Genomic DNA, 24,272 nt, shown 5'->3' on the forward strand with positions numbered 1-24,272 from the left:
TATTTTTGAAATAAAAATAGCTATGAAATACGTTTTTCTATTATTTTTCTCTGCTTCTGCAATGATATATGCACAGAAACCATGCGGATTTAAAGACGGCCTGCAGGAAGGATCCTGCAAAGAGTTTTTTGACAACGGGCAGGTAAAGAACATTGTTGAATGGAAAAAAGGAAAGATAGATGGTGAAGCCGTTTATTACCATGAAAATGGAAAAGTAAAAGCTAAGGGAGAAAATAAAAAAGGATATAAATATAAAAACTGGGAGTACTACGACAACAGTGGCGTTCTTCTCTCCAAAGAATATTACAGAAACGGTGAAAAAAACATCTATGATGACAGTTCTACCGCCACATTTTATTCTCCCAATGGGAAAATAAATGAGGTTTCCAATTATAAATTCGGAAAACTGGAAGGTGAAAGCACTGCTTATCATGAAGATGGAAAAACGGTAAAACAACAAGGCAACTATAGCAACGGACTCGCTACCGGACTCTGGAAAGTATATTATCCATCCGGAAAACTTGAGCGTGAAACAGAACTTGCCAATGACAAACGCAATGGTAAAAGAGTTTTTTACCGTGAAAACGGAAGCATTGAAAAAACAGAAGTCTATAAAGACGGAAAATTAATCTCAACAAAATAAAACAATTGGTACATAAATTAAAACTGGAAGAACTGAACAGAATCGATGTAGAAACATTCAAGAAGGTTGATAAGATTCCATTGGTTATCATTTTAGATAACATCAGAAGTATGCATAATGTAGGAGCCGCTTTCAGAACAGCAGATGCCTTTTTGATTGAAAAAATAATCCTGTGTGGAATCACTCCTCAGCCCCCGCATCGTGAAATCCATAAAGCAGCATTAGGCGCTACAGAAAGTGTAGACTGGTCACATGAAACAGATACCAATGCAGCAATATCTGACCTTAGAAGTAAAGACTATGAAATTATTGGAATAGAACAAACAACAGGCAGTAAACTGATCACAGACTTTACAATCGATACATCAAAAAAGTATGCGCTGGTTCTAGGAAATGAAGTAGAAGGAATCAGTGATGAAGTATTGCCAAATATTGATGTATTCCTGGAAATTCCGCAATTGGGAACCAAGCATTCTCTGAATGTAAGTGTATGCGGTGGAATTGTAATGTGGGAATTTGCAAAAGCTTTAAAATAAAAAAACTGCATATGTCATTAACAGACAGTGCAGTTTGAAATAAATCTAATAAAAAGTAAAAATGAAAGGCGACAAAGGTACCTTTTTTTTCTTTACAAACAAATTTTAGAATCATTTTTTTGATTTGAGTCTAAAAAAAGTGAGGTTTTCAGAAAAAGATTCATTTAATTTTTTATAAATTAGCACAATGTTTATTAAGGACTATATCTCAAAAGACTTCCCGTGTTTTAGCCTGTCTGATTCAATAGAGTCGGCCCGAAATATGTTAGAAGATTTTGGATATTCCCATATTTTCATCAAAAAATCCCATCACTTTTACGGAGCCCTCGCCAAAGACTTTCTTTATGAAGAAGACGGTGGAACTTTAAAAGATCTGGAACATCAGATCGAGCGTTTTGCCATCCAGGAAGATAATAATATAATGGACAGTATCCGTCTGTTTTATACGTTCAGCTCCAATGTGATCCCGGTAATCAACAAAAATGAAAAGTATCTGGGGTATATCACCTGTGATGACATTTTTCAGGATTTATCCCGTTACCCTTTGTTTTCAGAATCCGGAGCTATTCTTACCATAGAAACTCCTTCCAGAAAATATTCAATGACGGAGATTGCCAATATTGTGGAAAGCAATAATTCAAAGTTTTATGGAGGATTTATAAGCTTTATGTCTGACGAGGTGATCCACGTAACTATAAAGATCAGTAATGAAAATCTGGCTTCAATAGACTCTACTTTTGACCGGTATGACTACAGAATTGTTGAAAAATACTATTCTGATGAGAAAACCGATCTTTTTAAGGATCGATTCGGTTTTTTCCAAAAATTTATAGAAATATAACAATGAAGGCAGCTATTTATTCTCAGAAAAAAGATCTTGATACTTTTTTATATCTAAGCAAGTTTATCTCTGAGCTCGAAAGCAGAGGGGTAAAATCTGTTTTATATGATGAAATGGCAGAAGCTCTTCAGTTCTCAAAAATTTTCGAAACATTCAATAATAAACAGGATCTTTTGGATAAAGAAGTGGACCTGTTCTTTACTTTCGGTGGAGACGGAACCATTGTAAACTCTTTAACTTTTATTGAGGATCTTGAAATACCTGTTGTAGGAGTAAACACCGGAAGGTTGGGATTCTTAGCCTTTTTCACCAAAGAAGAAGCTTTCAAAGAGCTTGACTCTATCTTAAAGGGTAATGTAAAAACCAGTCGTCGCTCAGTCATAGAAGTTGTCTCTCCAAAACTGGAAGGAGCTTTTCCTTATGCATTGAATGATGTGACAGTTTCAAGGAAAGAAACAACATCAATGATTACGGTAGACTCTTATATCAACGATGAATTTTTAAATGTTTTCTGGGGGGATGGTGTTATCATTTCAACTCCAACAGGTTCCACTGCCTATTCACTAAGTTGTGGAGGGCCGATTATCTCTCCCAACAACGAAAATTTCGTCATCACCCCTATTGCCCCTCATAATCTGAACGTGAGACCTTTAGTTGTGAATGACAAAGTAGAAATAAAATTCAGAGTAGAAAGCCGGGTACCACAATACTCCCTTTCTTTAGACTCAAGATTAATACATATTGAAACAGATAAGGAAATCATCATCAAAAAAGCTTCTTTTCAACTTCTTTTAGTGCAGCCCAATAACCTTAGTTTCTACGAAACCATTCGTCAGAAGCTGCTTTGGGGAAGGGACAAAAGAAATTAGCAATTTCCTAAAAATGATTACCTTTACACGAAATTAAAACACCTAATAAATTTATAATAAAAAGTAAAACATGAGTAGAATTTTTCCGGCAGGAGTTGCCACAGGTCAATTAGTTACTGATATTTTTCAGTATGCTAAAGAAAACAAATTTGCGCTACCTGCAGTAAACGTAATTGGATCAAGCAATGTAAATGCTACTATGGAAACTGCAGCGAAATTAAATTCTCCTGTAATCATCCAGTTTTCAAATGGTGGAGCTGCTTTCAATGCAGGAAAAGGATTAAGCAATGACGGACAAAAAGCTGCTGTTCTTGGAGCAATCGCAGGAGCTAAACATATTCATACTCTTGCTGAAGCTTACGGAGCAACAGTAATTCTACACACAGACCACTGTGCAAAGAAATTACTTCCATGGATCGACGGATTAATGGATGCTAACGAAGAGTTCTTCAAGCAGACAGGAAAATCCCTTTACTCTTCTCACATGCTAGACCTTTCTGAAGAACCTTTAGAGGAAAACATTGATATTTCTGCTAAATATTTTGAAAGAATGGCTAAACTTCAAATGACTCTTGAAGTAGAAATCGGAGTTACAGGAGGTGAAGAGGATGGTGTTGACAATTCAGATGTTGACAACTCAAAATTATATACTCAACCGGAAGATGTAGCATATACTTATGAAAAATTAAGAGCTATTTCTGACAACTTTACGATCGCTGCCGCTTTTGGTAACGTACACGGAGTGTATAAGCCAGGAAACGTAGTGCTTACTCCAAAAATCCTTGACAATTCTCAGAAATATGTTCAGGAGAAATTCGGAACTGCTGCCAAACCTGTAAACTTTGTTTTCCATGGAGGATCAGGATCTACTTTAGAAGAGATCAGAGAGGCAATCGATTATGGAGTAATCAAAATGAATATCGACACTGACCTTCAGTTTGCTTATACAGAAGGAGTGAGAGATTACATGGTAAATAATATCGACTATTTAAGAGCTCAGATCGGAAACCCTGAGGGAGAAGAAAAACCGAATAAGAAATTCTATGACCCAAGAGTTTGGGTAAGAAAAGGTGAGGATACTTTCTCTTCAAGATTGGTGAAAGCATTTGAAGATTTAAATAACGTAAATACTTTAAAATAAGAACTGTACATTTGTACCAATGTAAAAAATATTCATCATGAATACATTTACATTGGTACATTTTACATTTATACATTAATACAAGCAAAAATGGCATTCGACTGGTTTAAAAGAAAAGCAAAAAACATTACCACCTCTACTGATGAAAAAAAGGACGTTCCCAAAGGCCTATGGCATCAGACTCCATCAGGGAAAGTTGTGGAACATGATGAATTAAAGAGAAATAACTATGTTTCTCCTGAAGACGGATTTCATGTAAGAATAGGAAGTGCGGAATTTTTTGACATCCTTTTTGACGGCGGTAAATTCACCGAATTGGATGCCAATGTTGAAAGTATTGATATCTTAAACTTCAAAGATACAAAGCCTTATAAAGACCGTTTAAAAGAAGTAAAAGCTAAAACGAAACTTACAGATTCCATCAGAAATGCTGTAGGAACTGTAAAAGGAACCGAAATGGTGGTTTCTTGTATGGATTTCGCTTTTATCGGAGGATCTTTAGGTTCCGTAATGGGTGAAAAAATCAGAAGAGCAGTAGATTACTGTATCAAGCACAAACTTCCGTACATGATCATCTGTCAGTCCGGAGGAGCAAGAATGCAGGAAGCAACTTACTCTTTGATGCAGTTGGCTAAAGTACAGGCGAAACTTGCTCAACTTTCTGAAGCGGGGCTTCTGTATATCGCTTACCTTTGTGACCCTACTTTTGGAGGAATCACGGCTTCTTTCGCGATGACCGCTGATATTATCATGGCTGAACCGGGAGCATTGATCGGCTTCGCAGGACCAAGAGTAATCCGTGAAACAATCGGCAGAGATTTACCGGAAGGATTCCAGACATCAGAATTCTTACAGGAAAAAGGATTTGTTGATTTCATTGTAAAAAGAACAGAAATTCAGGACACTGTTGCTAAAACGGTTAATTTATTAACTGTAAAAGCATAATCCCTGTAACAAAAACAATACAATCTCTCTCTAATTAGGGAGAGATTTTTATTTATGAGGACTTTTAAGATATTTTTCAATACCATCCGAAGCATGAGTTTTAAAAAGATTATCCGTCTTTTATCACTTGTCCTTCCCCATCCTCTTTTTGCCTTATTAAGTTTCCATGCAACGGTAAAAGCATTTACTATAGCACAGAAAAAATTCCCTGAAACAGCCTCCAATAACGGAATTGGAAATGCTTTCAGACACGCTCTGTGGTGCTGTTTTATTATGATGTATTGCTGCAAAATTTCTTCTCCTAAAAAAGCACTTGATTTTTGCAAAAGAATAACAGACATGCATGAAGAACTGTTCCCAAATGAACCTCTGGAAACCAAAATGGATCTTCATAACAACAAAATCGGAATGGATTATTTCATGGAAATTCTCCCGGGAATTCATCGCCAGTTTTTTGAAAAAAGCTTCTTTGTAGAAGCGTTGGTCAAAAAAATGGATGACGCCAAAGTCTTAAAGAGTCTAGATGATGACTTTGAGGGGTATCTGGTTTACCTAGAAGAGTAAGCATAATTTTATTTTAAACGCCAGGAATACGCAAAGGAATTATAAAACTTTATGCATATTTTTTTGAGCGCAAAGGCATTTCATTCAGCAAGGGACTCTTGTTAATGTACTCTGCTGAGTGCTAACGCCACTGCGAAAGAATAATCTACATCTTTCAGCAAAAATCTTTGAGAGCACTGCGTTAAAATAATTGACTTTCAAAAGCTTGAGCCTATTATCAACAGAATTCTTCTCACTTCTCAAAAACTTAGTTGTTTAATTCTTTTGTAACTTTTGTGGTTTAAAGTATTTTTGATAAGTTTAAACAATTAAATCAATCGGATGGTTCTCAGCAGAATTTGGTCGGCTTTTATTATTATTGCCATTGCCATTGCCAGTATAAAATACATTTCATCAAGCAACTACAAAACCATTTTCAATGATATGGTAGTAGGAAAAGGTGGTGATACGGTGCAGATTGCATCACAACCCATAGCAACGCTCTCTCCTGTCGTTAAAAATGGTTTGAAGGAAAAAACAGATTTTGCCGAAAGCAGAATCCATTATAAAACAACAGATTCTTTACAACAGAATGTAAAAGTATATCGTATTCAGGAAGCAGATGGCGTAATAGGAACCTCCGAAACTGCGGTAAAAATCTGCCTTGGGCTGATTGGAATCATGACTTTATTTATGGGATTCATGAGTATTGCCGAAAAGGCAGGAGGAATCAATCTCTTAAGCCGGTTTATTCAACCTTTTTTCTCAAAACTTTTCCCGGATATTCCTAAAAATCACCCGGCCTTCGGGCACATGCTGATGAATTTCAGTGCCAACCTTCTGGGCCTGGACAATGCCGCTACTCCATTTGGTTTAAAGGCTATGGAAAGCCTCCAGACCTTAAATCCAAATAAAGATACAGCCAGCAACTCACAGATCATGTTTCTCTGTCTTCACGCCGGAGGAATGACCCTCATCCCTGTGTCTATTATCGCCATAAGAGCTTCAATGGGATCCAAAACCCCTACCGATATTTTCCTTCCCTGTATGATAGCCACTTTCGCAGCGACATTGGCCGCGATGATTATTGTTTCTGCATATCAAAAAATCAATCTTCTTCGTCCTGTAGTCATTGCCTATGTAGGAGGTATTTCAGCCATTATCGGCCTATTGGTAGTATATCTGGTGCAATTGAGTAAAGATGAACTGGATGATTTCAGTAAGGTATTAAGTAACGGGCTTATTCTGTTTATTTTTCTGGCTATTGTACTTGGAGCCCTTTATAAAAAAATCAACGTTTTTGATGCATTTATTGAAGGGGCTAAAGAAGGCTTTACCACTTGTGTAAAAATCATTCCTTATTTGGTTGGGATGTTAATTGCTATTTCATTGTTGAGAACCTCAGGTGTTTTTGATGTTATTATTGACGGAATGAAATGGGTTGCCAATATGACTCAACTTGATTCCCGCTTCGTCGACGGACTTCCAACAGCCCTGATTAAGCCTTTATCAGGATCCGGAGCAAGAGGAATGATGGTAGATACTATGAGTACTTTTGGGCCAGACAGTTTCCAGGGACATCTTGCAGCAGTTCTGCAGGGAAGTTCAGATACAACATTTTATGTGATTGCTGTATATTTTGGTGCCGTAGCCGTTAAGAATACAAGATACACAGTAATTGCCATGCTTCTGGCCGATCTAGTGGGTATTATTACCTCAATTGCGTTGGCATATCTTTTTTTTGCTTAGATAAGGTTGCAAGTTAGCAGCTGCTGGTATTTTCCTCGTTAAAAAAATATACGAATGAGCTACGAAAAACTTGATATTTACAATATTGCTTTTGAGTTGTTTATCGAAACACATCAACTTTCACTTCTACTACCTAATCATGAGTTATATGAATTAGGAAGTCAATTAAGAAGGTCTGCAGACTCCGTTGTAACCAATATAGCAGAAGGATATGGACGCAATAATTACAAGGGTGATTTTATCAGATTTCTAACCTATTCTCAAGCGAGTTGTGATGAAACAGTATGCCATTTGTCAAAAATCAACAGGCTATATCCGGAATTAAGCTTAAGCTTCAAAGACAAAACAGAACAATACAAACTCTTAGGAGGAAAAATAAATAATTTTATAAAATACGTTCAGTTAAACTGGCGTACATAACCAACCTCTAGCAACTAGCAACTAGCAACTAGCAACTAGCAACTAGCAACAAAATTACCCATTATGATAACAGATAAAGAATTTACTCTTAGACTCATCCGTCAGCTGACACAGGCATTGGAAAAACTTATTTTAGACAAACCTGAAGAAAGTTTAATGCAAAAAGAACTTGATTTTGATACGTTGATGAGAGATATTTTCAAGATGAACTTTACCCAGGTATCCTCGATGACTAAAGAAGAAATGATTGCTCTTGTTAATGAAAGACAGGAAAGAGACCGCAAAGACTATTACGAAATGCTTGGGAATCTTTTCTATTTTAAAAGCAGACAGGACCACAACAAAGATTTTCAGGACAAAGCAAAAACCTTCTATGAACTCTATCTACAGACAAGCGGAATCTTTGCCTTACCCATCATCAACAGAATAAATGAATTAAAAAAAAGCACTTGAATAAAGTGCTTTTGTATTTTTAGAAAGTAATTTTATAAGTTCCTGTGGATGATGTATTAGCTTTTTCTGCTTTTACATATTTCTTTACCCAGGCCACAGAGGTAGATGATACACAAGGATCAGAAACACCCCCCACTCTTCTTGCAGAAACCACATTTCCGGCTTTATCCACAGTATAAGCTATAGTAATTGATCCACTCGCTGTACAACTGTGAGAAGGTTGCGCTCCTCCCCGTCCCATTGTTCCCGGAATATATCCTACCAGCTTTCTGTCAATTCCTACTTTACTGTCTCCGTTTCCATCTCCGCCTAAAGGATCTCCGGCATTTCCAATTCCATCCCCGGTTCCCTGGCTTCCAGCTTTTGTGCCTCGTCCTCTGATCAGATTTCCAATGGCAGCATTCCCTTTTCCATCTCCGTTTCCTGTTTTAGCATTTGCAGTGGCAGCGCCTGATTTTTTAGTGTTTTTAGAAGTATTTGTACTGGTTGCTTCTTTTTTTTCAGCCTTTTTAGATTCCTCTTTCTTAGGAACTGTATTTTTCGAACTTTTGCCGGTGATAATCTTCTCCTTTGCTTCTACTTTTTTGGGTTCAGGAGCCGGTTCAGGTTTTACCACCGTCTTCGTTTCAGGTACAGGTGTTTCAGCAGGTTCCGGGGTTACTTCTTCGGTTGCTGCAGCTAAACTTCCGGGTTGTTCTGCCGGTTCTTCAACACCATTCCCGTTTCGGTTATCTCCAAAATTAACCAGCATGGTGGTTACCACTTCAGGGTCTTTATCCAGTTCAGGTTTTAATTTATATAAAAAAACAAAAAGCAAAATGGCAGCCCAGATCAGAATAGAAAGCAGAGCACTTTTTATTCTATCTTTATTTTCGTCATTCCTATTTGCTGTATAGCTTCTCATCTTTACTATTGATTCTTTCCTTATTTATCTTTAACTGTTGCTATGGCAATGTTAAATTTATTTTTTTCAGCGATCTCCATCACAAAAACCACATCTTTATGAAGCGTGTTTTCATCTGCTCTGATGGTAAATGATTTATTAGGCTGGCTTGCCAGTTTAGCCACTATAATCTGCTCAAGCTCCCCTTTATTTACAGGATTATCATCCACAAAAAATGAGCCATCGGGCTTAATACTTACCGTCAATGGATTTGGAATATTATCTTCTGTGGCTCCTGCCTTAGGGAGATTCACATCAATAGCACTCTGATTTGCAGCAGAAGATGTTATCATAAAGAAGATCAGCATCAACAGGATAACGTCAGTCATCGCTGCTAAACTGAATTCCGGATTCGCTTTATTTCTTCTCTGAATTTTCATCTGTTTATTCTTATATTTTTAATGATCAGATGGAATCGCTCAAATTACTATTCCCTAAAGAACTTTCTTTATCTGCGATTTCATAAGAAAGATTTATAAAGGTTTATTGATAAGATCTAAAAATTCTCCAGACATATTCTGAGCCTTCAAAACAAACTTATCGATTCTGGTTAAAAGAATATTATAACAGAAGTTTGCTGGAATAGCAACTGCAAGACCTACCGCTGTTTGTCCTAAAGCAGTATAGATACCCTCAGAAAGTGTTTTTGGTGAGAATGATCCCGTAGCATGAGATAAGTTAAAGAACGCGATAATCATCCCGATAACCGTTCCCAAAAGTCCCAGCATAGGGGCAATACTCGGAACCACTGCCAAAAGATTCAGGTTTTTCTCCATATTGGCTACTTCTACCTGTGCCTGCGCTTCCATAGCACTAACAATATCAGAAACAGGTCGCCCTAATCTGGAAATTCCCTTTTCAAGGATTCTTCCTTCCGGTGAATTCTGTGTTTTACAATAATCACTGGCAGCTTCAATCTTGCCTGCTTTGATAAAATCTTCAATATTGTTCATGAAATTGGAATCCGTCTTTGAGGTTAGCCTTTTAATAAAGAAAAATCTTTCAAAAAACAGATACAAAGAGAATACGCCCAGCAGTAATACGGTCACCATCACTATTTTAGCGAAAGCTCCTCCATGGAACATGATCTTCCAAAATGAAAATTCTAAATTATCTGTGGCAACTGCGGGTGTAGCGATTTGTGCAAATACAATCTGTGAAAGTTCCGTTAACAGCATTAATGTGTATTTTATTAAAGTTTCAACGACAAATGTAGTGGAATATTATGAATTGAACTCTTAAAAATTGCTTAAAAACAACTTAAATTTTGTTATGATTTACAAATAGCAAATTTCTTTCCAAAAGAAATTTTGAAAAGAAATTGGTTATCGAAAAAGATAAAGATATCGGTTAATCTTCGTCTACCACGATATCATCCTGCTTAAATTCACATTTTAATCTAAAAGGAATCGGCGTATCTGATCCTGTGTAGAAATCATCGATGGTTCCTTTCCAGATCACTTCAAGCTCTCCTTCTTCGTTTCTTTCAAAAAGAAGCTCATTGTCATAAATATAGGCCTCTTCATCATCGAAAAGATCTACTTCTGTATAAGTTTCCTCGTCAGAATCGTTGATTTTGATAGTTTTCCCTTCAATTTCCGTCGATTCGATAGGAAAATCGAAGACTTCAAGTGAAAGTTGTGGAAAGTTGTACTGTAATGAATCATCATCTACGTGATCCAAACTGTCATCCGTTATTATTTCAACCTCTAAAAAGTGTTGCTGGTTGCTGTAGATTGCTTTACAATAAGTATTTCTGATATTGTATTTTAGCGTTTCCTCCGGATGGTAAATTTTTAAAATCCCTTTCATTTTTCCTTAAAAAAGAACTGTAATAATATGATTGTTAAACGTTTTAGACAAAGATAAAAAATTGATTTAAAGTTAAAAGGATTTTGAAAATTATTTTTTTAAAATCAGGTAACATGTTGATTCGTGATCCCCTAATAATACTTACTTTTGCTTCATAAAGATTCTGAAAATGAAAAAAATTTTGTCAAAAAGTATTTTAGGACTGGGATTAATGGTTGCTCTTGCTTCGTGTAAGAAGTCTGATTCCCCTCTTACCAAAGTGACTCCTTCTAATCTGGACTCTATTGCATCCAATTACTACGAGCAGTATCTTAAGCTATATCCTTTAGATGCTACTTCTCAGGGAGATTCCAGATACAACGATCAGTTGCCTATCAACATTGATAAAGATTTCATTTCAGGAGAAGTTGCCTTTTACCATTCAGTACAAAAACAACTGGAACATGTAGACTATAAAACACTTTCTGATGAAGATAAAGTAGTATACGATGTACTGGATTATACATTGAAAGATAAAATTGAAGCGTACGCGTATCACCCGGAATATATTCCGTTTACCCAATTTGGAGGCCTTCCTTTAACTTTTCCTCTCTATGGAAGCGGACAGGGAAGCCAGCCTTTCAAAACAGAAAAGGATTACAACGACTGGCTAAAAAGAATGGAAAAATTCCCGGATTGGATGAATGCTGCTACGGACAACTTCCGTGAAGGAATCAATAATAAAGTAGTTTTACCTAAAAAGCTGGTGGTCAAAATGATTCCTCAAATGAAAGCTGAGGAAATCATCACTCCAGATATGGAGAAAAACATTTTCTACGGCCCGGTTAGAAATTTCCCCAAGAGTTTTACACAGGCTCAAAAGGATAAGTTTTCAGGACTTTACAAGGAAGCCATTACGAACAAAATTATTCCTGCCTATACCAAAATGGCAGCATTCCTGGAAAAAGACTATTTACCAAAAGGCAGAGATACAGATGGCTACAACAGTCTTCCTAATGGAAATGAAATCTATAGCTATTATGTAAAAAGCTGGACGACAACAAAGAAATCACCGGAAGAAATTAATAAAATCGGACAGCAGCAGGTTGCCATGCTTCGGTCTGAAATGGAAAAAGTAAAGCAACAGGTAGGCTTCACAGGATCACTTGAAGAGTTTATTACTTTTGTAAAAACTGATCCTAAAGCAATGCCTTATAAAACATCTAAAGATGTTTTGAATGGCTTCAACGGTATCCTGACAAAGATTACTCCCAAACTGAAAACGATGTTTAATGTGACACCAAAAACAAAGTTTGAGATCAGACAAACGGAGAAATTCAGAGAAGCCAGTGCCAGTGCAGAGTATATTCCGGGAACTCCGGATGGGAAAAGGCCGGGCATATTCTATGTTCCGCTTCCTGACCCCACCAAATTTAATGTGACTTCAGGTATGGAATCTCTTTTTCTGCATGAAGCCATTCCGGGACATCACTATCAGGTTTCTTTACAACAGGAGAATGAAAAACTTCCTAAATTTATGAGGTTTGGATGGTTTGGAGCTTATGGTGAAGGATGGGCACATTATTGTGAAACATTAGGCCCTGAATTTGGTTTATATACTGATCCATACCAAAAAATGGGATATTTAAGCGATCAGATGCTGAGAGCTGTACGATTGGTAGTAGATACCGGACTTCACACCGGAAAAATGTCAAGAGAAGAAGCGATCAAATATTTCTTAAGCAATATTTCTTACGATGAAGGGGCTGCTGTAGCAGAGGTAGAAAGATATATGGCCATGCCGGGGCAGGCTTTAGGATATAAGATCGGGTCCTTAAGAATCCGTGAATTAAGAGAAAAATACCAGAAAGAACTTGGAAAACAATTTAATCTTGCAAGCTTTCATGATGAAATATTAAGTCAGGGATGTCTTCCGCTGGATGTTCTGAACAGAAAGATGGAGCTTTGGGCTAAAAAGCAGAAATAGGTAATAACAAAAGGCGCTGGGTTAAAATCAGTGCCTTTTGTTATTACAATATATTCTAAGAAATTGAAAAAGTTAAAACAAAAAATGATATGATCACAGAAAGTCTAAGATCTCTTTTCAACAGAGATTTAAATAAATTAAAAACAGAGATAGAAGCCTATCAGAAGGAAGAAAACCTTTGGAAAATTGATAAAAGCATTGCCAATTCTGCAGGCAACCTTAGCCTTCACCTGGTTGGAAACATTAATCATTTTATAGGAGCTCAGCTCGGAAATACGGGTTATGTTAGAAACCGTGACCTTGAATTTTCCTTAAAAGATATTCCAAGAACAGAACTTATTGAAAAAATTGAAGCCACAGTGGCCATGATAGATTCCGTTCTACCTCAATTATCTGAAGAAAATCTTAAAAAAGAATATCCATTGGTGGTGTTTGAAAACAAAATGACCACAGATTACTTCCTGATCCATCTGGTGGCTCATCTGGATTATCATTTAGGGCAGATCAATTATCACAGAAGGTTATTGGATTATTAATTACCTTTTATCCATGTCAAGCGTCAAACCTTAACATGGATAAAAATTTCAACTAAGCTCAGCCAAAAATCACAAAAGTTTATCTTAGTGAGAACATTATTTCTCAAACATCATTTTTGTAATAAAATCCTTCTCTCCTTTTCCTCTTGCCGGAGAATACTCTCTTCCATAGAAAATAATCTGAAGATGAAGTTTATTCCATACTTCTTCCGGAAATAAATTTTTAGCATCACGCTCAGTTTCCACTACATTTTTACCTGATGTCAGTTTCCATTGGGTCATCAGACGATGGATATGAGTATCTACCGGGAAAGCAGGAAATCCAAACCCCTGGCTCATGACTACTGAAGCGGTTTTATGCCCAACTCCCGGAAGTGCTTCTAATTCTTCATAAGTCTGAGGGACTATTCCATCATGCCTTTCCAGAAGAAGTTCTGCCATCCTTTTCAGATTTTTAGCTTTGGTATTGGAAAGTCCTATTTCTTTAATTAACTCTTTAATTTCGAATTCTTCCAACTTTGCCATCCTTTGTGGCGTTCCCGCTACCGCAAACAGATCAGGTGTTACCTGATTCACCTTTTTATCTGTTGTCTGTGCAGAAAGTGCTACAGCAACCATTAAAGTATAAGGGTCGGTGTGATCCAAGGGAATGGGCGTAGTAGGATATAATTTATCCAGTTCTATCTGAACGAGCTCAGCTCTTTGTTTTTTTGTCATGTAAGCCTTAAATTTGAACAAAATTAAATCATTATGCTGAAAGTTGGAGATAAATTACCTGAATTTGAAGGATTCAATCAAGACGGAGAAACAGTAACCACATCAAAATTAATTGGAAAAAAGCTGGTGGTCTTCTTTTACCCACAAGCCAATACCCCGACTTGTACAGTGGAAGCCTGCAACCTGAGTGATAATTATACTAAGCTAAAAAAGGCCGGATTTCAATTATTGGGAGTAAGTGGCGATTCTGTAAAGAAACAGAAGAATTTCCACAACAAGTTTGCTTTCCCTTATGATCTCATTGCAGATGAAAACCATGATCTTATTGAAAAGTTCGGGGTTTGGCAAGAGAAAAAAACGTTTGGAAAAACCTACATGGGAATTGTAAGAACCACATTTATTTTTGATGAAAATGGCGTTTGTACAAGAGTAATTGAAAAAGTAACTTCAAAGGCTGCAGCGGAGCAGATTCTGGAAGGATAATTTTTTGAACAACAGATATAAAAAAAGCTTTCACAGCTATTTGTGAAAGCTTTTTTTATTTATTTTATTCTGTTTCGTAGTAATTCAGTTCTTCAGTTTCTCCAGGAAGAATGACATGTTTTTTAAACTTTAAACCCAATTTTTCGATCAATTTTTGGGAAGAAACATTCTCTTTTGAAATGATGGCTGATATTTTTGTTAATCCAAATTCATCCATTCCAATAGATTTAACCTTCTGAGCAGCTTCGAAAGCATACCCTTTCCCTTCAAATTCTTCCAGTAAAGAATAGCCTATATCCACAATATCAAGCCCTTCTCTCTCGAAGATTCCCACTGCTCCTACTTTTTCATGTCCTTCTTTTGTTACTAAAAGGTAGTTTCCAAATCCAAGTCTTTCAATCTGTGGGACAAATCTGTTTAGGATATAGTTTTCAGCATCTTCAATACTATTAACATTGCGATTGCCAATATGCTGAATAAATTTTGGTCTGTTATAAAGTTCAAAGACAAAATCACGATCGTCATGGGACATTGGGCGGAGTATTAATCGTTCCGTCTCATAGGTATTATTTGCGCTTGGGTGTTTTTTGGGGCTCATCTTTCTTTGGTTCTTCTTTTTTTTCGACCTTTAAAAGTCGTGGGTTATTAGCACATTTTTTATTATAAAGCTCAATATATGTCCCATTGTCTTTAACATTCATTACAACCCCTGTAGCCTTATTTACAGTTAAAGTATAATGTGTTTTCTGATAAGGACATTCTTTTGAAGTTAGTTTTCCTAAATCAAGGTAATAATTAGACTTATCTTCATGGTAATTACCTGCCAGATCTTTAAATTCTTCATCCACAACATAGCCATCTGAGGCCAGAACAATTGATGCTTCCTGAGCATTATCAATCTTCCCGACGAATTTTTTAAGAGCCTCCGTATCAACAACATAGTTAATCTTCCCTCCTTGAGAATAAGCAATATAATAAAAACTATCCTCACTTGGAAACAAATTGAAGCCCGTAAACTGAGGGGTATAACTTATCGTCCCTCCGGAAGTTTTAATCTCCTTCCCTTTACCGTAGCTATTGTATACCAATACCCAGGAATCTACGTTATCATCAGGATCTATCTGTTGTAAAATATTCGGAATGCTCGAAAATTTTTTCTTCTCCTGAGCGAATCCTAAAATTCCTAAAAATAAGAATATAATAATGGTAAGTTGGGTTGTAGTTCTCTTCATAGCTTGATAATCAGCAGAAAATATACCAAAAATTTACATAAACTTCTCGCCCTTTTTGAAGTTTTTGAGATCAAGCACATAATCTTTAATCAATTGATCATTATTACGCGGACAAATAAGAAGTGCTTTATCCGTATCAACGATAATAAAATCCTCAAGACCATCGATGATCACCGCCTTATTGTTGTTTTTTAATCGAATAATATTTCCTTTTGAATTATAGGCAAGTAAATGCTTCAGTTTTACAGCATTACCATTCTTATCTTTATCAGTATTCTCGTACACTGATGTCCAGGTTCCCAGATCACTCCATCCTAAGTCAGCTGGAATGACATACACATTTTTTGCTTTCTCTAAAATTCCGTTGTCGATAGAGATTTTCTGAACTTTCGGATAAATGGTTTCAATACAACTATCCTCTTTTTCTGAGTTGTATTCACAAGCCATGAAATGTTGCATCATTTCAGGAAGATAGAGTTCAAAAGCATGGTGAATACTTTTTACATTCCAGACGAAAATTCCTGCATTCCAAAGAAAATCACCACTTTCTAAAAAGCTTTGGGCGATCTCCAGAATGGGTTTTTCGGTAAATGTTTTAACTTTAAAATACTCTGAACCCTTTTTTTCTACAAACTGGATGTACCCATATCCTGTATCAGGTCTGGTTGGGGTAATTCCCAGAGTCACAAGATAATCGTGTTTTGACGCAGCATCAAAAGCAAGCTCTACTTTTTCCAAGAATACATCTTCCTTAAGGATTAGATGGTCTGCCGGCAACACAATCATTGTCGCGTTAGGATCAATTTCAGCAATTTTATTAGCCATATACAGGTTACAAGCCGCTGTATTTTTCATCAAAGGCTCACCAACGATATTTTCTTCAGGAATTTCCGGAAGTTGCTGATGAGATAATGCTACATATTCTTTATTTGTGATGACAAATATCTGCTCTTTAGGAATTACCTTACTGATTCTATCATAGGTTTGCTGAATCATAGTGCGGCCTGTTCCTAAAATATCCTGAAACTGTTTGGGAAACTTCTGCGTACTCATTGGCCAGAATCGACTTCCGATTCCTCCCGCCATTATTACACAGTATCTATCTGATTTTAACATTCTTAGCTACATTTTTCTACCCTTGCTAGTGGCTTGAAAGAATACTTCCTTCCAGTAGCCAGGTTCTTACAAAGATAGTTTTTTTTAATCAGACCTTCCAATAAATACTTTTCGTTGCGATATATAAAAAATTCTCCCTTTTCAAGTTCTTCGATAAAACGGAGGTTATCATCTTGTTTTTCAGTATGAAAATATCTTACAAGATCAGGGCTGGCCATAAAATTTGCTTTTGGAGATTTTGAAAACCGGACGATGATTGGTTTTAAATCTTCGTCATAAATTTCCAGGCTTTCTATCAGCATCGTTCTGAAAGTCTCCTTCCATTCATTTCCATGCGGAGAGATTCTTCGCCCATATTTTTCAAAAGCAATTAAATGTGCCAACTCATGAGTAAGCACAAAGAAAAAGAGTTGTGGAGTCAATGTAGAATTGACTGTAATTTCATGCGAATTGTCCGGAAGTTTTCGATAATCTCCCAGTTTAGAATTTCTGTTTCGTGTAACCTTAATGTGAATATAGTATTCTGAAAACCAAATTCTTAAATATTTTAATGTATTTTGAGGTAAATATTTTTCTAACGATTGGATAGACATTTTACAAACTTAATGGAATTCCTGCATAGAAACTCAATAGTTTAAGACTGAAAAGATAATTATATTTCGCCTGCGCTACTGATCCCTGTGCATTTGCATAATTATTTCTGGCAACATTCACATCATAAATGGTTGTTCTTCCTGCAGCATAACTTTTATCAGCAAATTCAAGGGCTAATTTTGTGCTCTTTTCTGATTCTATTGCGGCAAGGTACGTTTCATAGTTTGCATCAGCATCAAACTGAGCTTTCTGCACATTTTGTCTTATGGTCTGCTTCTGTTGTTCTAAGGTTACTTTAGCTAGACTTTCATTGATTTTAGATTGCTCTACCTGTAATTTCGTAATTCCTTTATTGAAAATAGGTACATTTAAAGAAAGACCTACACTCTGTCCAAAGTTATCCTTATACTGTTGAAAAAAGCCAGGCTGTGTACTGGTGGCAACCCCGCCATTCAGGATGTTGTTATAAAAGGAAGAAATTCCGGCACTTGCCGTAAGAGTAGGCCAAAATGCAGTTTTACTTATTTCTGTTTGTGTTTCCGCTGATCTTATTCTACTTTCAGCTGCCTTTATCTGAGGTTGGATTTCATAAGCCGTAGCCAGCACTTCATCAGCAGATTGCAACTGAGGATCTAAACCCTCCGGCACGATCACATCCTCCACATCAAATCCCTTATAATCAGGAAGCTGCAGAAGCTGAGCAATAGCAAATAATGCTCTTCCTACATCTACTTCTGCTGTTTTAAGATTCTGTTTCTCTCTTGCTAAAGCCGCCTCGGCTTCTGCTAAAACAGTTTGGGCAGTAGTTCCCACCTGCGTTGTTATCTTCGCTCTGTCAAATTGTTTCTGAGCATTTTCTACTGCACTTTGAGAAATCTTAACGATCTCTTTGTTCAAAAGTGCCGTAAGATATTGCTGGGCAATCTGAAGAGAAATATCGTTTTTAATGGTTTCGATATCGTACTGGCTCGCCTCCACATCAAACTGAGCTTTTCGGACATTTTTTTCCAGTCTTCCATTATTGTACACTAAAACATCAGCTCCCAGATTGGCACTATTACTAAATCTGTCATTTCTGATACTCCCTGTTCCCAGCGAAAGCTGCCCGAAACTTACCGAATTATTCATCCCCGCTGAAACAGAGGGTAGATATCCTTTTCTGGCAATTTTAAGGTTAGCATCCTGTGACTGTTTGTTATATTGATTTTGGATAACCTGTAGATTATGCTCCACTGCATAGCTTACGCATTCTTTTAAGGACCATTTCTTCTGGGCGTTCAATCCCAAACAAGCTAGTCCAAAAACGATAATCCAAACTTTTTTCATATGTATATGTTTATTTGTTTTTTAATGGTCATATGGAATCGAATCATCTTCGTCAGTATTTGTACCTGCAAATCATGGCGATTTCATATTAAGATTTTTCCATATTAGACGTGCTAAATATAAAAAAGTTACAGTTAAAAAAAATTATTGTTTCATTTTTATAAAACTTTTGAGAATTTTGTATCATGATGACACACCAACAATATCAGGAAGCTATAGACTGGCTTTTTGTACAAATGCCCAATTATCAGATAGACGGGCAGAAAGCCTATAAACCCGGACTTGATAATATTACCAGACTTTGTGCCTTCTTTGGAAATCCACAAGATAAAATAAAATGCATCCACATTGGTGGAACCAACGGAAAAGGATCTTCAAGCAATATGCTGGCCTCAGTACTTCAGGAAGCAGGCTATAAGGTAGGAATATACAATTCTCCACACCTGATCGATTTCACTGAACGCATTAAGGTCAATGGCAAGAACTGCAATAAAGAATTTGTATTTGACTTTATACAAAGGCTTAAAAATATTCCTGAAGATATCCGGCCTTCGTTTTTTGAATTTACTACCATTATGGCTTTTGAATATTTTTATCAGCAACAGGTAGATTTTGCCATTATTGAAGTAGGACTAGGAGGACGATTAGATTCTACCAATATCATCACACCGTTAGTTTCGGCCATTACCAATGTTCAGCTTGATCATCAAAATATTCTAGGAGATACTATCGAGGAAATTGCCTATGAAAAAGCGGGTATTATTAAAAGAAATATTCCGATTATTTCCGGAGATGAAAATGAAGTGGTAAAAAATATTATTAAAGAAAAGGCAGAGCATGAAAGCGCTCCCTTTATAGATGCTACCTCGATAAATGCTCAGTTTGCTTCTGACCTCAAAGGCAATTATCAACAAAAGAATATTCGGGTCGTACTGGGAATCATTGATGAATTGAAAAAGCTAAAAATTGACATTGACGACAAAAATATAGAAAAAGGACTCTTAAATGTTCATCAAAATACAGGATTCATCGGTCGTTGGTTTGAATTTTCAAAGGACCCTCTTACCATTTGCGATACGGGACACAATCAGGCTGGTTTGGAATATGTTTTTTCACAATTAAATTCTATTAACAAGCACAAGCATGTTATTTTGGGGTTTGTCAACGACAAAAAAATAGATGAAGTGATGGAATTGCTACCTGAAAATTCTGAGTTTTATTTTGCGAAACCATCCATCAATAGGGGAAGACATCCTGAAGAGTATGAAAATCTGCTCCGGGAAGCAAAAATTTTTTATAAAATTTTCAATTCTGTAGAGGAGGCCTATCTTTCTGCAAAAGAGCGATGTACAAACGAAGAGATGATTTTTATTGGCGGAAGTAACTTTGTTGTGGGAGAATTTTTAGAAAAAAATTTGGAGATTAAGGAATAAGTCGTATATTTGCACCACTCTAAACAAGAGAACAAGTCTAGAGGGTTCTTAGCTCAGTTGGTTCAGAGCATCTGGTTTACACCCAGAGGGTCGGGGGTTCGAATCCCTCAGGACCCACAAAAAAAGGATACTGAAGCCTTTTAAAAAATTTCAGGGCTCTTAGCTCAGTTGGTTCAGAGCATCTGGTTTACACCCAGAGGGTCGGGGGTTCGAATCCCTCAGGGCCCACAAAAAAACTCTCAGATTTCTGAGAGTTTTTTTTATATATATAATGTAATTGTCTGACTTTATAAAAAAATTACTGTTTCATTTTTCGTATAAGCAACCCCAGCTTATAAAAGTCCAGATACCGAAGGTTAACATTTCCCTTTAAAAGCTTTTTCTTAACATACCCCTCTCCTATCATGAATAAGCCTGAAAAAAATGTTTTAAAAGGCATTTTACCAAGCTTGTAATATATTTTAACCAGCTTTACCTCAGATAACTTTGATCTAAGGTTTTTATCTCTAATCATGGCAGAGAGGCTTTCCACAGACTCCTCCACTTTATGAAGGTAGATTTCATTTTTTTCCAGGTCATTATTGAGAATAGGATTATCAATGTGGTCAATCTTAATGCTATCAGATTTCAGATCCATTGCAAAAAGCAGGTCTTCATACCCATACTGTCTGAAATCAGGATTAAAGAGTACTTTTTGCAGTATTTCCTTTTTGATGACAAAATTATTCGTCTGAAAACTCAGATAAGGTTTTTTCCTGCGCTGTTCCAAAGGCAGATTTTCTCTTTCAACAGCAAATTTCCATCTTAAATAATACTCTTTCCCCGGAACATCTTCCAGCACCTTTCTTCCTCCATAAATAACCTGGGTTTCAGGATTTTGCTGTATACATTGAATATACTGATGTAAAAAATTTTCATGAGTGATCTTTCCGTCGCAATCGAGAAACAACAGATATTCCCCTGTAGAATAATCTAAGAAAAGGTTACGAATCCGTGATCTTCCAATATTTTCTTCCAAAAAAATGAAATGGGAAACATCCTCTGTAAGTACCTGATTAACGCGTTTAAATTCTTCTTTTGAAGCATCATCAATCAAAATAATCTCTGACTCAATAGTATGACTTTCAATTTCTTTTTTTAAATCAAAAACCAATTCGCGAACATCAAAATTATAGACAGGAATACAGATTGAAAGCTTCATTTTCATGTGATTTTCTCAATGACTTTTTGAATGTCAAATTCTTCAAGGCATGCCCAATCTCCTCTGTAACATTCTTTATCACCGAATACAGAACATGGCCTGCATGTCAGATCTTTTACCTGAACCACATCAGCCTCACTCTGCCCGAATCCTAAAAATCCTGCATAAGGATGTGTCGCGGCCCATATGGAAACGCATCGGGTACCTACCAGACTTGCCAGGTGCATGTTGGCCGAATCCATTGAAATCATAACTTCCAATTCAGCAATTTTACTTAATTCTTCTGTAAGGCTCAATTTGCCGGACAGACTTTTTGTATTGGGAATCTGACTCTCCCATTTTTCGAGAATTTCGGTTTCTTTTTTACCACCACCAAAAAAATATACGGTATGTTTTTTTGCCAGAATCCGGACCAATTCAAAGGACTTCTCCAATGGAAGCATTTTTCCCTTGTGCTGGGCAAAAGGAGCAAAACCAATCCCCGATTTATATTCTGAGGAGGGCCTCAATTTTTGAGAAAGTTCTACTTTGAACCCCATTTCTCTGAAAACATCCGCATAGCGTTCAACCGTCCTTTTTAACTGAACTTTATTGAGGTTCCAAACATCTGTAAGATGATCTTTTTCTTCTTTTCCTTTGTTTATTTTAAATACTTTCAGGCCTTTTCTTACATAAAACTTATCGATGATCTTTGTCCGGATAACATCGTGAAGGTTGGCAATAAGATCAGGATTAAATTCTTTGATCAATTCATTGCTTAGTCTTCTTAGTCCAAAAATACCTTTATAATCATCTACATCTATTCCTTTAAAAATAAGGTTGGGAACTCCTTCAAATAAGGCTTTAAAGTTTTTTCTGGAAACCATGACAATTTCCACATCGGGATTCTGTTCCAGAAATTCTCTGAAGACAGGCACTGTCATCGCAACATCTCCAAATGCTGAAAAACGATATGCTAAAATTCTGGTCACAACTATGATTTCAATTGATAGGCAACAGCGTAAAATTTAATTTGTTTGGTCATCGCCATGAGTCCATTGGCTCTGGATGGCGAAAGAAATTCCTGCAATCCTATTTCTGCAATAAATTCAAAATCAGAATCCAGAATTTCCTGAGTAGAATGCCCACTATAAATACTTACGAGAAGAGAGACAATTCCTTTAGGTAAAATTCCGTCAGAATCTACATTAAAGAAGAGCTTTCCTTCTTTAAATTCCGCATCGATCCAAACCTTACTTTGACAACCTTTTATCAGATTTTCTTCAGTTTTCTTGTCCTCCGGCAGCCCTTTCAGTTCTTTTCCAAGATCAATAATATATTCGTACTTCTGTTCCCAATCGTCCAAAAATGCAAATTCGTCAATTATTTCCTGTTGTTTTTCTTTAATGGTCATCTTTAATCAAATTTCTTTATGCAAAGATAACCAATTTTGTAAAGATTACTTGTGGGATGCTTTTTCAAAAAGTTGAAGAATTTTCATTTCCTCTTTCTCCCAGCAAAAAACATCTGCCGCTTTATCCAGTTCGGACTTATAATGTATCCGGCCTTTTTCAAGCATTTTGCGAATTGCTTTTCCGATAGTTTCAGGGTGATGATCTGTAATCATTTCTCCCACATCAAATTGTCTTTTGATGCGTTCCATTTCAGGAAAATTAATCATAACCAAAGGTACCCTGGATTGGATATAATCACAAACTTTATTGGGAAGAGAATAATAGTAGCTCACGCCGTTGTTTTCCTCCAGACTAAATCCTAAATCTGCAGTTTTCGTTACTTCTCTAAGGACTTCCGGCTTCAGTTTACCCAGAAAAATGACTTTATCCTGAAGGTTTTCCTGAACAACAAGATCTTCATACGTTTTTTTCTTTGGCCCGTCACCTGCTATTTTCAACACTGCTCCTTCAATATCATGCATAGCAATAATGACCTTTTCAATTCCTCTGGATTGATTAATCGCTCCCTGATATAGAATTATTTTAGGATTATTTTGCGGAATATGATGTATAGAAGGAATTTTCCTGGGGATATTTCTAACGACAACTGAGCTGACATTATATTTTTCATGAAACCATTCTGCATAACTTTCGCTTTCGGTCATCATAAATTTAATCTTCGGAAGAATACTTCTTTCTATCACCCGCCAGAATTTTTGGGAAAACCGGTTTTGTATGGCAGGCATTTCTGTAAAAATTTCATGACTGTCAAAGACCAACGGAATATCCAATTTTTTGGCAATGAGATAATTTGGCAGAATCGCGTCAATATCATTGGCATGAAGTATTGTGTTTTTGTCAGCTTTTTTCTTCAGCTCATGATAAAGCTTCCAATTGAATTCGAAATACGCTGTCTTTAAACTTGCAGAGCTAAGATGTATTCTTGAAAAAGGATACGGACGTTCCATTTTTTCACACCCTCCCCAGTCATTTCCAATCAATTCTATAGGATATCCGTTATCAAAAAGTGTTTTGCACACCTTTTCTATTCGTTGATCGGTATACAGATTACTAAATGCCGAAATGATTATTTTTTTCTTCATGAATCTTTCTTACCTAGTATTAAATGGTAGATCTGGATAAAGCAGATCATTCCGTTTGGAATAATAACCGGCCATAAAGGCCCGCTAAAGAAACCATAAATGACAAAACAAATACAGCCAATCATGTTGACAATTCTGATTTTTCTTACATCTTTCAGTATGAAACTCAATACGATGAAAACTGAAGCAGAATATCCGATGTAAGTAGTAATTTCAGGGCTCATGAAGAATTTTTAA

Annotated in this window: 29 protein-coding genes and 2 tRNA genes; 16 read left to right on the forward strand and 15 right to left on the reverse strand. The window is 36.4% G+C overall.

Going from position 1 to position 24,272, the window contains the following annotated elements:
- Nucleotides 1–22 precede the first annotated feature (22 nt).
- The 10 genes from C1631_RS18055 to C1631_RS18095 all read left to right on the forward strand — a co-directional run bounded on the left by C1631_RS18055 (nucleotide 23) and on the right by C1631_RS18095 (nucleotide 8,140).
- Nucleotides 23–643, forward strand: coding sequence for a toxin-antitoxin system YwqK family antitoxin (locus tag C1631_RS18055; protein WP_103247248.1), 621 nt, complete (start codon nucleotides 23–25; stop codon nucleotides 641–643).
- A gap of 5 nt (nucleotides 644–648) precedes the next feature.
- Nucleotides 649–1,179, forward strand: coding sequence for an RNA methyltransferase (locus tag C1631_RS18060; protein ID WP_103247247.1), 531 nt, complete (start codon nucleotides 649–651; stop codon nucleotides 1,177–1,179).
- A 262-nt stretch (nucleotides 1,180–1,441) separates the two neighbouring features.
- The gene (locus C1631_RS18065) at nucleotides 1,442–2,020 is read left to right on the forward strand and encodes a CBS domain-containing protein (RefSeq protein WP_228441344.1); all 579 of its coding nucleotides are present in this window, start codon (nucleotides 1,442–1,444) and stop codon (nucleotides 2,018–2,020) included.
- Nucleotides 2,021–2,022: 2 nt separating this feature from the next.
- A complete protein-coding gene (locus C1631_RS18070; protein WP_103247245.1) occupies nucleotides 2,023–2,889 on the forward strand; it encodes an NAD kinase in 867 nt (288 codons plus the stop codon).
- Between the two features lie 70 nt (nucleotides 2,890–2,959).
- On the forward strand, nucleotides 2,960–4,030 hold the full coding sequence (gene fbaA, locus C1631_RS18075) for a class II fructose-bisphosphate aldolase (RefSeq protein WP_103247244.1): 1,071 nt from the start codon (nucleotides 2,960–2,962) through the stop codon (nucleotides 4,028–4,030).
- Nucleotides 4,031–4,120: 90 nt separating this feature from the next.
- Nucleotides 4,121–4,975: an acetyl-CoA carboxylase, carboxyltransferase subunit beta gene (accD, locus tag C1631_RS18080; protein WP_103247243.1), complete on the forward strand. Its 855-nt coding sequence runs from the start codon at nucleotides 4,121–4,123 to the stop codon at nucleotides 4,973–4,975.
- Nucleotides 4,976–5,029: 54 nt separating this feature from the next.
- A complete protein-coding gene (locus C1631_RS18085; protein WP_109713633.1) occupies nucleotides 5,030–5,539 on the forward strand; it encodes a DUF6973 domain-containing protein in 510 nt (169 codons plus the stop codon).
- 321 nt (nucleotides 5,540–5,860) lie between these two features.
- Nucleotides 5,861–7,267, forward strand: coding sequence for a nucleoside recognition domain-containing protein (locus tag C1631_RS18090; RefSeq protein WP_103247241.1), 1,407 nt, complete (start codon nucleotides 5,861–5,863; stop codon nucleotides 7,265–7,267).
- A gap of 54 nt (nucleotides 7,268–7,321) precedes the next feature.
- Nucleotides 7,322–7,687, forward strand: coding sequence for a four helix bundle protein (locus C1631_RS24280; protein WP_194294618.1), 366 nt, complete (start codon nucleotides 7,322–7,324; stop codon nucleotides 7,685–7,687).
- 63 nt (nucleotides 7,688–7,750) lie between these two features.
- Nucleotides 7,751–8,140 carry a hypothetical protein gene (locus C1631_RS18095; RefSeq protein WP_103247240.1) on the forward strand — a complete coding sequence of 130 codons (390 nt, stop codon included), beginning with the start codon at nucleotides 7,751–7,753 and terminating at the stop codon, nucleotides 8,138–8,140.
- A gap of 19 nt (nucleotides 8,141–8,159) precedes the next feature.
- Here the strand turns inward: C1631_RS18095 and C1631_RS18100 are convergent, their stop codons facing one another.
- From C1631_RS18100 to C1631_RS18115, 4 genes are all read right to left on the reverse strand, one after another.
- Complete coding sequence (locus C1631_RS18100) at nucleotides 8,160–9,044, reverse strand: ferric siderophore ABC transporter substrate-binding protein (RefSeq protein ID WP_103247239.1); 885 nt, start codon at nucleotides 9,042–9,044, stop codon at nucleotides 8,160–8,162.
- Nucleotides 9,045–9,064: 20 nt separating this feature from the next.
- Complete coding sequence (locus C1631_RS18105) at nucleotides 9,065–9,463, reverse strand: ExbD/TolR family protein (RefSeq protein ID WP_103247238.1); 399 nt, start codon at nucleotides 9,461–9,463, stop codon at nucleotides 9,065–9,067.
- A 93-nt stretch (nucleotides 9,464–9,556) separates the two neighbouring features.
- Nucleotides 9,557–10,261 carry a MotA/TolQ/ExbB proton channel family protein gene (locus tag C1631_RS18110; protein WP_109713635.1) on the reverse strand — a complete coding sequence of 235 codons (705 nt, stop codon included), beginning with the start codon at nucleotides 10,259–10,261 and terminating at the stop codon, nucleotides 9,557–9,559.
- A 172-nt stretch (nucleotides 10,262–10,433) separates the two neighbouring features.
- Nucleotides 10,434–10,895 (reverse strand): hypothetical protein, encoded by a 462-nt coding sequence (locus tag C1631_RS18115; protein WP_103247236.1) that lies wholly within the window; start codon nucleotides 10,893–10,895, stop codon nucleotides 10,434–10,436.
- A gap of 169 nt (nucleotides 10,896–11,064) precedes the next feature.
- Here C1631_RS18115 and C1631_RS18120 point away from each other — a divergent pair, with 169 nt between their 5' ends.
- A complete protein-coding gene (locus C1631_RS18120) occupies nucleotides 11,065–12,861 on the forward strand; it encodes a DUF885 domain-containing protein (RefSeq protein WP_103247235.1) in 1,797 nt (598 codons plus the stop codon).
- Between the two features lie 89 nt (nucleotides 12,862–12,950).
- Entirely contained in the window at nucleotides 12,951–13,397 is a 447-nt protein-coding gene (locus tag C1631_RS18125) for a DinB family protein (protein ID WP_185144679.1), read from the forward strand.
- Between the two features lie 96 nt (nucleotides 13,398–13,493).
- Here the strand turns inward: C1631_RS18125 and C1631_RS18130 are convergent, their stop codons facing one another.
- Entirely contained in the window at nucleotides 13,494–14,114 is a 621-nt protein-coding gene (locus tag C1631_RS18130) for an endonuclease III domain-containing protein (protein ID WP_103247234.1), read from the reverse strand.
- Between the two features lie 33 nt (nucleotides 14,115–14,147).
- Between C1631_RS18130 and bcp the strand changes: the two genes are divergently transcribed.
- The gene (gene bcp, locus C1631_RS18135) at nucleotides 14,148–14,597 is read left to right on the forward strand and encodes a thioredoxin-dependent thiol peroxidase (protein WP_103247233.1); all 450 of its coding nucleotides are present in this window, start codon (nucleotides 14,148–14,150) and stop codon (nucleotides 14,595–14,597) included.
- Nucleotides 14,598–14,661: 64 nt separating this feature from the next.
- On the opposite strand, the gene C1631_RS18140 is transcribed toward bcp, so the two are convergent.
- From C1631_RS18140 to C1631_RS18160, 5 genes are read right to left on the reverse strand one after another with little or no spacing between them, the layout of a single operon-like run.
- Nucleotides 14,662–15,195, reverse strand: a complete 534-nt coding sequence (locus C1631_RS18140) for a GNAT family N-acetyltransferase (protein WP_103247232.1) — start codon at nucleotides 15,193–15,195, stop codon at nucleotides 14,662–14,664.
- Nucleotides 15,164–15,829, reverse strand: a complete 666-nt coding sequence (locus C1631_RS18145) for a hypothetical protein (protein ID WP_103247231.1) — start codon at nucleotides 15,827–15,829, stop codon at nucleotides 15,164–15,166. The genes C1631_RS18140 and C1631_RS18145 overlap by 32 nt, the downstream gene beginning before the upstream one ends.
- 33 nt (nucleotides 15,830–15,862) lie before the next feature.
- Nucleotides 15,863–16,945 carry a mannose-1-phosphate guanylyltransferase gene (locus tag C1631_RS18150; protein ID WP_228441347.1) on the reverse strand — a complete coding sequence of 361 codons (1,083 nt, stop codon included), beginning with the start codon at nucleotides 16,943–16,945 and terminating at the stop codon, nucleotides 15,863–15,865.
- Between the two features lie 2 nt (nucleotides 16,946–16,947).
- Nucleotides 16,948–17,538 carry a SprT-like domain-containing protein gene (locus C1631_RS18155; RefSeq protein WP_103247229.1) on the reverse strand — a complete coding sequence of 197 codons (591 nt, stop codon included), beginning with the start codon at nucleotides 17,536–17,538 and terminating at the stop codon, nucleotides 16,948–16,950.
- A gap of 1 nt (nucleotide 17,539) precedes the next feature.
- Nucleotides 17,540–18,865 (reverse strand): TolC family protein, encoded by a 1,326-nt coding sequence (locus tag C1631_RS18160; protein WP_103247228.1) that lies wholly within the window; start codon nucleotides 18,863–18,865, stop codon nucleotides 17,540–17,542.
- A gap of 188 nt (nucleotides 18,866–19,053) precedes the next feature.
- On the opposite strand from C1631_RS18160, the gene C1631_RS18165 reads away from it, so the two are divergent.
- The 3 genes from C1631_RS18165 to C1631_RS18175 all read left to right on the forward strand — a co-directional run bounded on the left by C1631_RS18165 (nucleotide 19,054) and on the right by C1631_RS18175 (nucleotide 20,526).
- Complete coding sequence (locus tag C1631_RS18165; protein WP_109713703.1) at nucleotides 19,054–20,298, forward strand: bifunctional folylpolyglutamate synthase/dihydrofolate synthase; 1,245 nt, start codon at nucleotides 19,054–19,056, stop codon at nucleotides 20,296–20,298.
- A 42-nt stretch (nucleotides 20,299–20,340) separates the two neighbouring features.
- A tRNA-Val gene (locus tag C1631_RS18170) sits at nucleotides 20,341–20,415 on the forward strand.
- 36 nt (nucleotides 20,416–20,451) lie between these two features.
- Nucleotides 20,452–20,526 (forward strand) — tRNA-Val (locus C1631_RS18175).
- A 70-nt stretch (nucleotides 20,527–20,596) separates the two neighbouring features.
- On the opposite strand, the gene C1631_RS18180 is transcribed toward C1631_RS18175, so the two are convergent.
- From C1631_RS18180 to C1631_RS18200, 5 genes are read right to left on the reverse strand one after another with little or no spacing between them, the layout of a single operon-like run.
- Nucleotides 20,597–21,499 (reverse strand): glycosyltransferase family 2 protein, encoded by a 903-nt coding sequence (locus tag C1631_RS18180; RefSeq protein ID WP_103246745.1) that lies wholly within the window; start codon nucleotides 21,497–21,499, stop codon nucleotides 20,597–20,599.
- Nucleotides 21,500–21,501: 2 nt separating this feature from the next.
- Entirely contained in the window at nucleotides 21,502–22,470 is a 969-nt protein-coding gene (locus C1631_RS18185; protein ID WP_228441350.1) for a glycosyltransferase family 9 protein, read from the reverse strand.
- 2 nt (nucleotides 22,471–22,472) lie between these two features.
- Complete coding sequence (locus C1631_RS18190) at nucleotides 22,473–22,892, reverse strand: SufE family protein (RefSeq protein ID WP_103246742.1); 420 nt, start codon at nucleotides 22,890–22,892, stop codon at nucleotides 22,473–22,475.
- A gap of 45 nt (nucleotides 22,893–22,937) precedes the next feature.
- Nucleotides 22,938–24,035, reverse strand: coding sequence for a glycosyltransferase (locus C1631_RS18195; protein WP_109713637.1), 1,098 nt, complete (start codon nucleotides 24,033–24,035; stop codon nucleotides 22,938–22,940).
- Nucleotides 24,032–24,259, reverse strand: a complete 228-nt coding sequence (locus C1631_RS18200; protein WP_103246740.1) for a uroporphyrinogen decarboxylase — start codon at nucleotides 24,257–24,259, stop codon at nucleotides 24,032–24,034. Before C1631_RS18200 ends, C1631_RS18195 begins: the two co-directional genes overlap by 4 nt.
- Nucleotides 24,260–24,272: the final 13 nt, after the last annotated feature.

The organism is Chryseobacterium phosphatilyticum, from assembly GCF_002899825.2.
GTDB lineage: Bacteria > Bacteroidota > Bacteroidia > Flavobacteriales > Weeksellaceae > Chryseobacterium > Chryseobacterium phosphatilyticum.

Excerpts from the sequence above, each read along its gene's own strand:
- C1631_RS18095 (WP_103247240.1), top strand. The coding sequence starts at position 7,751 with ATGATAACAGATAAAGAATTTACTCTTAGACTCATCCGTCAGCTGACA.
- bcp (WP_103247233.1), top strand. The coding sequence starts at position 14,148 with ATGCTGAAAGTTGGAGATAAATTACCTGAATTTGAAGGATTCAATCAA.
- C1631_RS18130 (WP_103247234.1), bottom strand. The coding sequence starts at position 14,114 with ATGACAAAAAAACAAAGAGCTGAGCTCGTTCAGATAGAACTGGATAAA.
- C1631_RS18055 (WP_103247248.1), top strand. The coding sequence starts at position 23 with ATGAAATACGTTTTTCTATTATTTTTCTCTGCTTCTGCAATGATATAT.
- C1631_RS18150 (WP_228441347.1), bottom strand. The coding sequence starts at position 16,945 with ATGTTAAAATCAGATAGATACTGTGTAATAATGGCGGGAGGAATCGGA.
- C1631_RS18100 (WP_103247239.1), bottom strand. The coding sequence starts at position 9,044 with ATGAGAAGCTATACAGCAAATAGGAATGACGAAAATAAAGATAGAATA.
- C1631_RS18180 (WP_103246745.1), bottom strand. The coding sequence starts at position 21,499 with ATGAAGCTTTCAATCTGTATTCCTGTCTATAATTTTGATGTTCGCGAA.
- accD (WP_103247243.1), top strand. The coding sequence starts at position 4,121 with ATGGCATTCGACTGGTTTAAAAGAAAAGCAAAAAACATTACCACCTCT.
- C1631_RS18195 (WP_109713637.1), bottom strand. The coding sequence starts at position 24,035 with ATGAAGAAAAAAATAATCATTTCGGCATTTAGTAATCTGTATACCGAT.
- C1631_RS18140 (WP_103247232.1), bottom strand. The coding sequence starts at position 15,195 with ATGAGCCCCAAAAAACACCCAAGCGCAAATAATACCTATGAGACGGAA.
- C1631_RS18115 (WP_103247236.1), bottom strand. The coding sequence starts at position 10,895 with ATGAAAGGGATTTTAAAAATTTACCATCCGGAGGAAACGCTAAAATAC.
- C1631_RS18155 (WP_103247229.1), bottom strand. The coding sequence starts at position 17,538 with ATGTCTATCCAATCGTTAGAAAAATATTTACCTCAAAATACATTAAAA.
- fbaA (WP_103247244.1), top strand. The coding sequence starts at position 2,960 with ATGAGTAGAATTTTTCCGGCAGGAGTTGCCACAGGTCAATTAGTTACT.
- C1631_RS24280 (WP_194294618.1), top strand. The coding sequence starts at position 7,322 with ATGAGCTACGAAAAACTTGATATTTACAATATTGCTTTTGAGTTGTTT.
- C1631_RS18065 (WP_228441344.1), top strand. The coding sequence starts at position 1,442 with ATGTTAGAAGATTTTGGATATTCCCATATTTTCATCAAAAAATCCCAT.
- C1631_RS18200 (WP_103246740.1), bottom strand. The coding sequence starts at position 24,259 with ATGAGCCCTGAAATTACTACTTACATCGGATATTCTGCTTCAGTTTTC.
- C1631_RS18165 (WP_109713703.1), top strand. The coding sequence starts at position 19,054 with ATGACACACCAACAATATCAGGAAGCTATAGACTGGCTTTTTGTACAA.
- C1631_RS18120 (WP_103247235.1), top strand. The coding sequence starts at position 11,065 with ATGAAAAAAATTTTGTCAAAAAGTATTTTAGGACTGGGATTAATGGTT.
- C1631_RS18090 (WP_103247241.1), top strand. The coding sequence starts at position 5,861 with ATGGTTCTCAGCAGAATTTGGTCGGCTTTTATTATTATTGCCATTGCC.
- C1631_RS18070 (WP_103247245.1), top strand. The coding sequence starts at position 2,023 with ATGAAGGCAGCTATTTATTCTCAGAAAAAAGATCTTGATACTTTTTTA.
- C1631_RS18110 (WP_109713635.1), bottom strand. The coding sequence starts at position 10,261 with ATGCTGTTAACGGAACTTTCACAGATTGTATTTGCACAAATCGCTACA.
- C1631_RS18190 (WP_103246742.1), bottom strand. The coding sequence starts at position 22,892 with ATGACCATTAAAGAAAAACAACAGGAAATAATTGACGAATTTGCATTT.
- C1631_RS18085 (WP_109713633.1), top strand. The coding sequence starts at position 5,030 with ATGAGGACTTTTAAGATATTTTTCAATACCATCCGAAGCATGAGTTTT.
- C1631_RS18125 (WP_185144679.1), top strand. The coding sequence starts at position 12,951 with ATGATCACAGAAAGTCTAAGATCTCTTTTCAACAGAGATTTAAATAAA.
- C1631_RS18105 (WP_103247238.1), bottom strand. The coding sequence starts at position 9,463 with ATGAAAATTCAGAGAAGAAATAAAGCGAATCCGGAATTCAGTTTAGCA.
- C1631_RS18160 (WP_103247228.1), bottom strand. The coding sequence starts at position 18,865 with ATGAAAAAAGTTTGGATTATCGTTTTTGGACTAGCTTGTTTGGGATTG.
- C1631_RS18145 (WP_103247231.1), bottom strand. The coding sequence starts at position 15,829 with ATGAAGAGAACTACAACCCAACTTACCATTATTATATTCTTATTTTTA.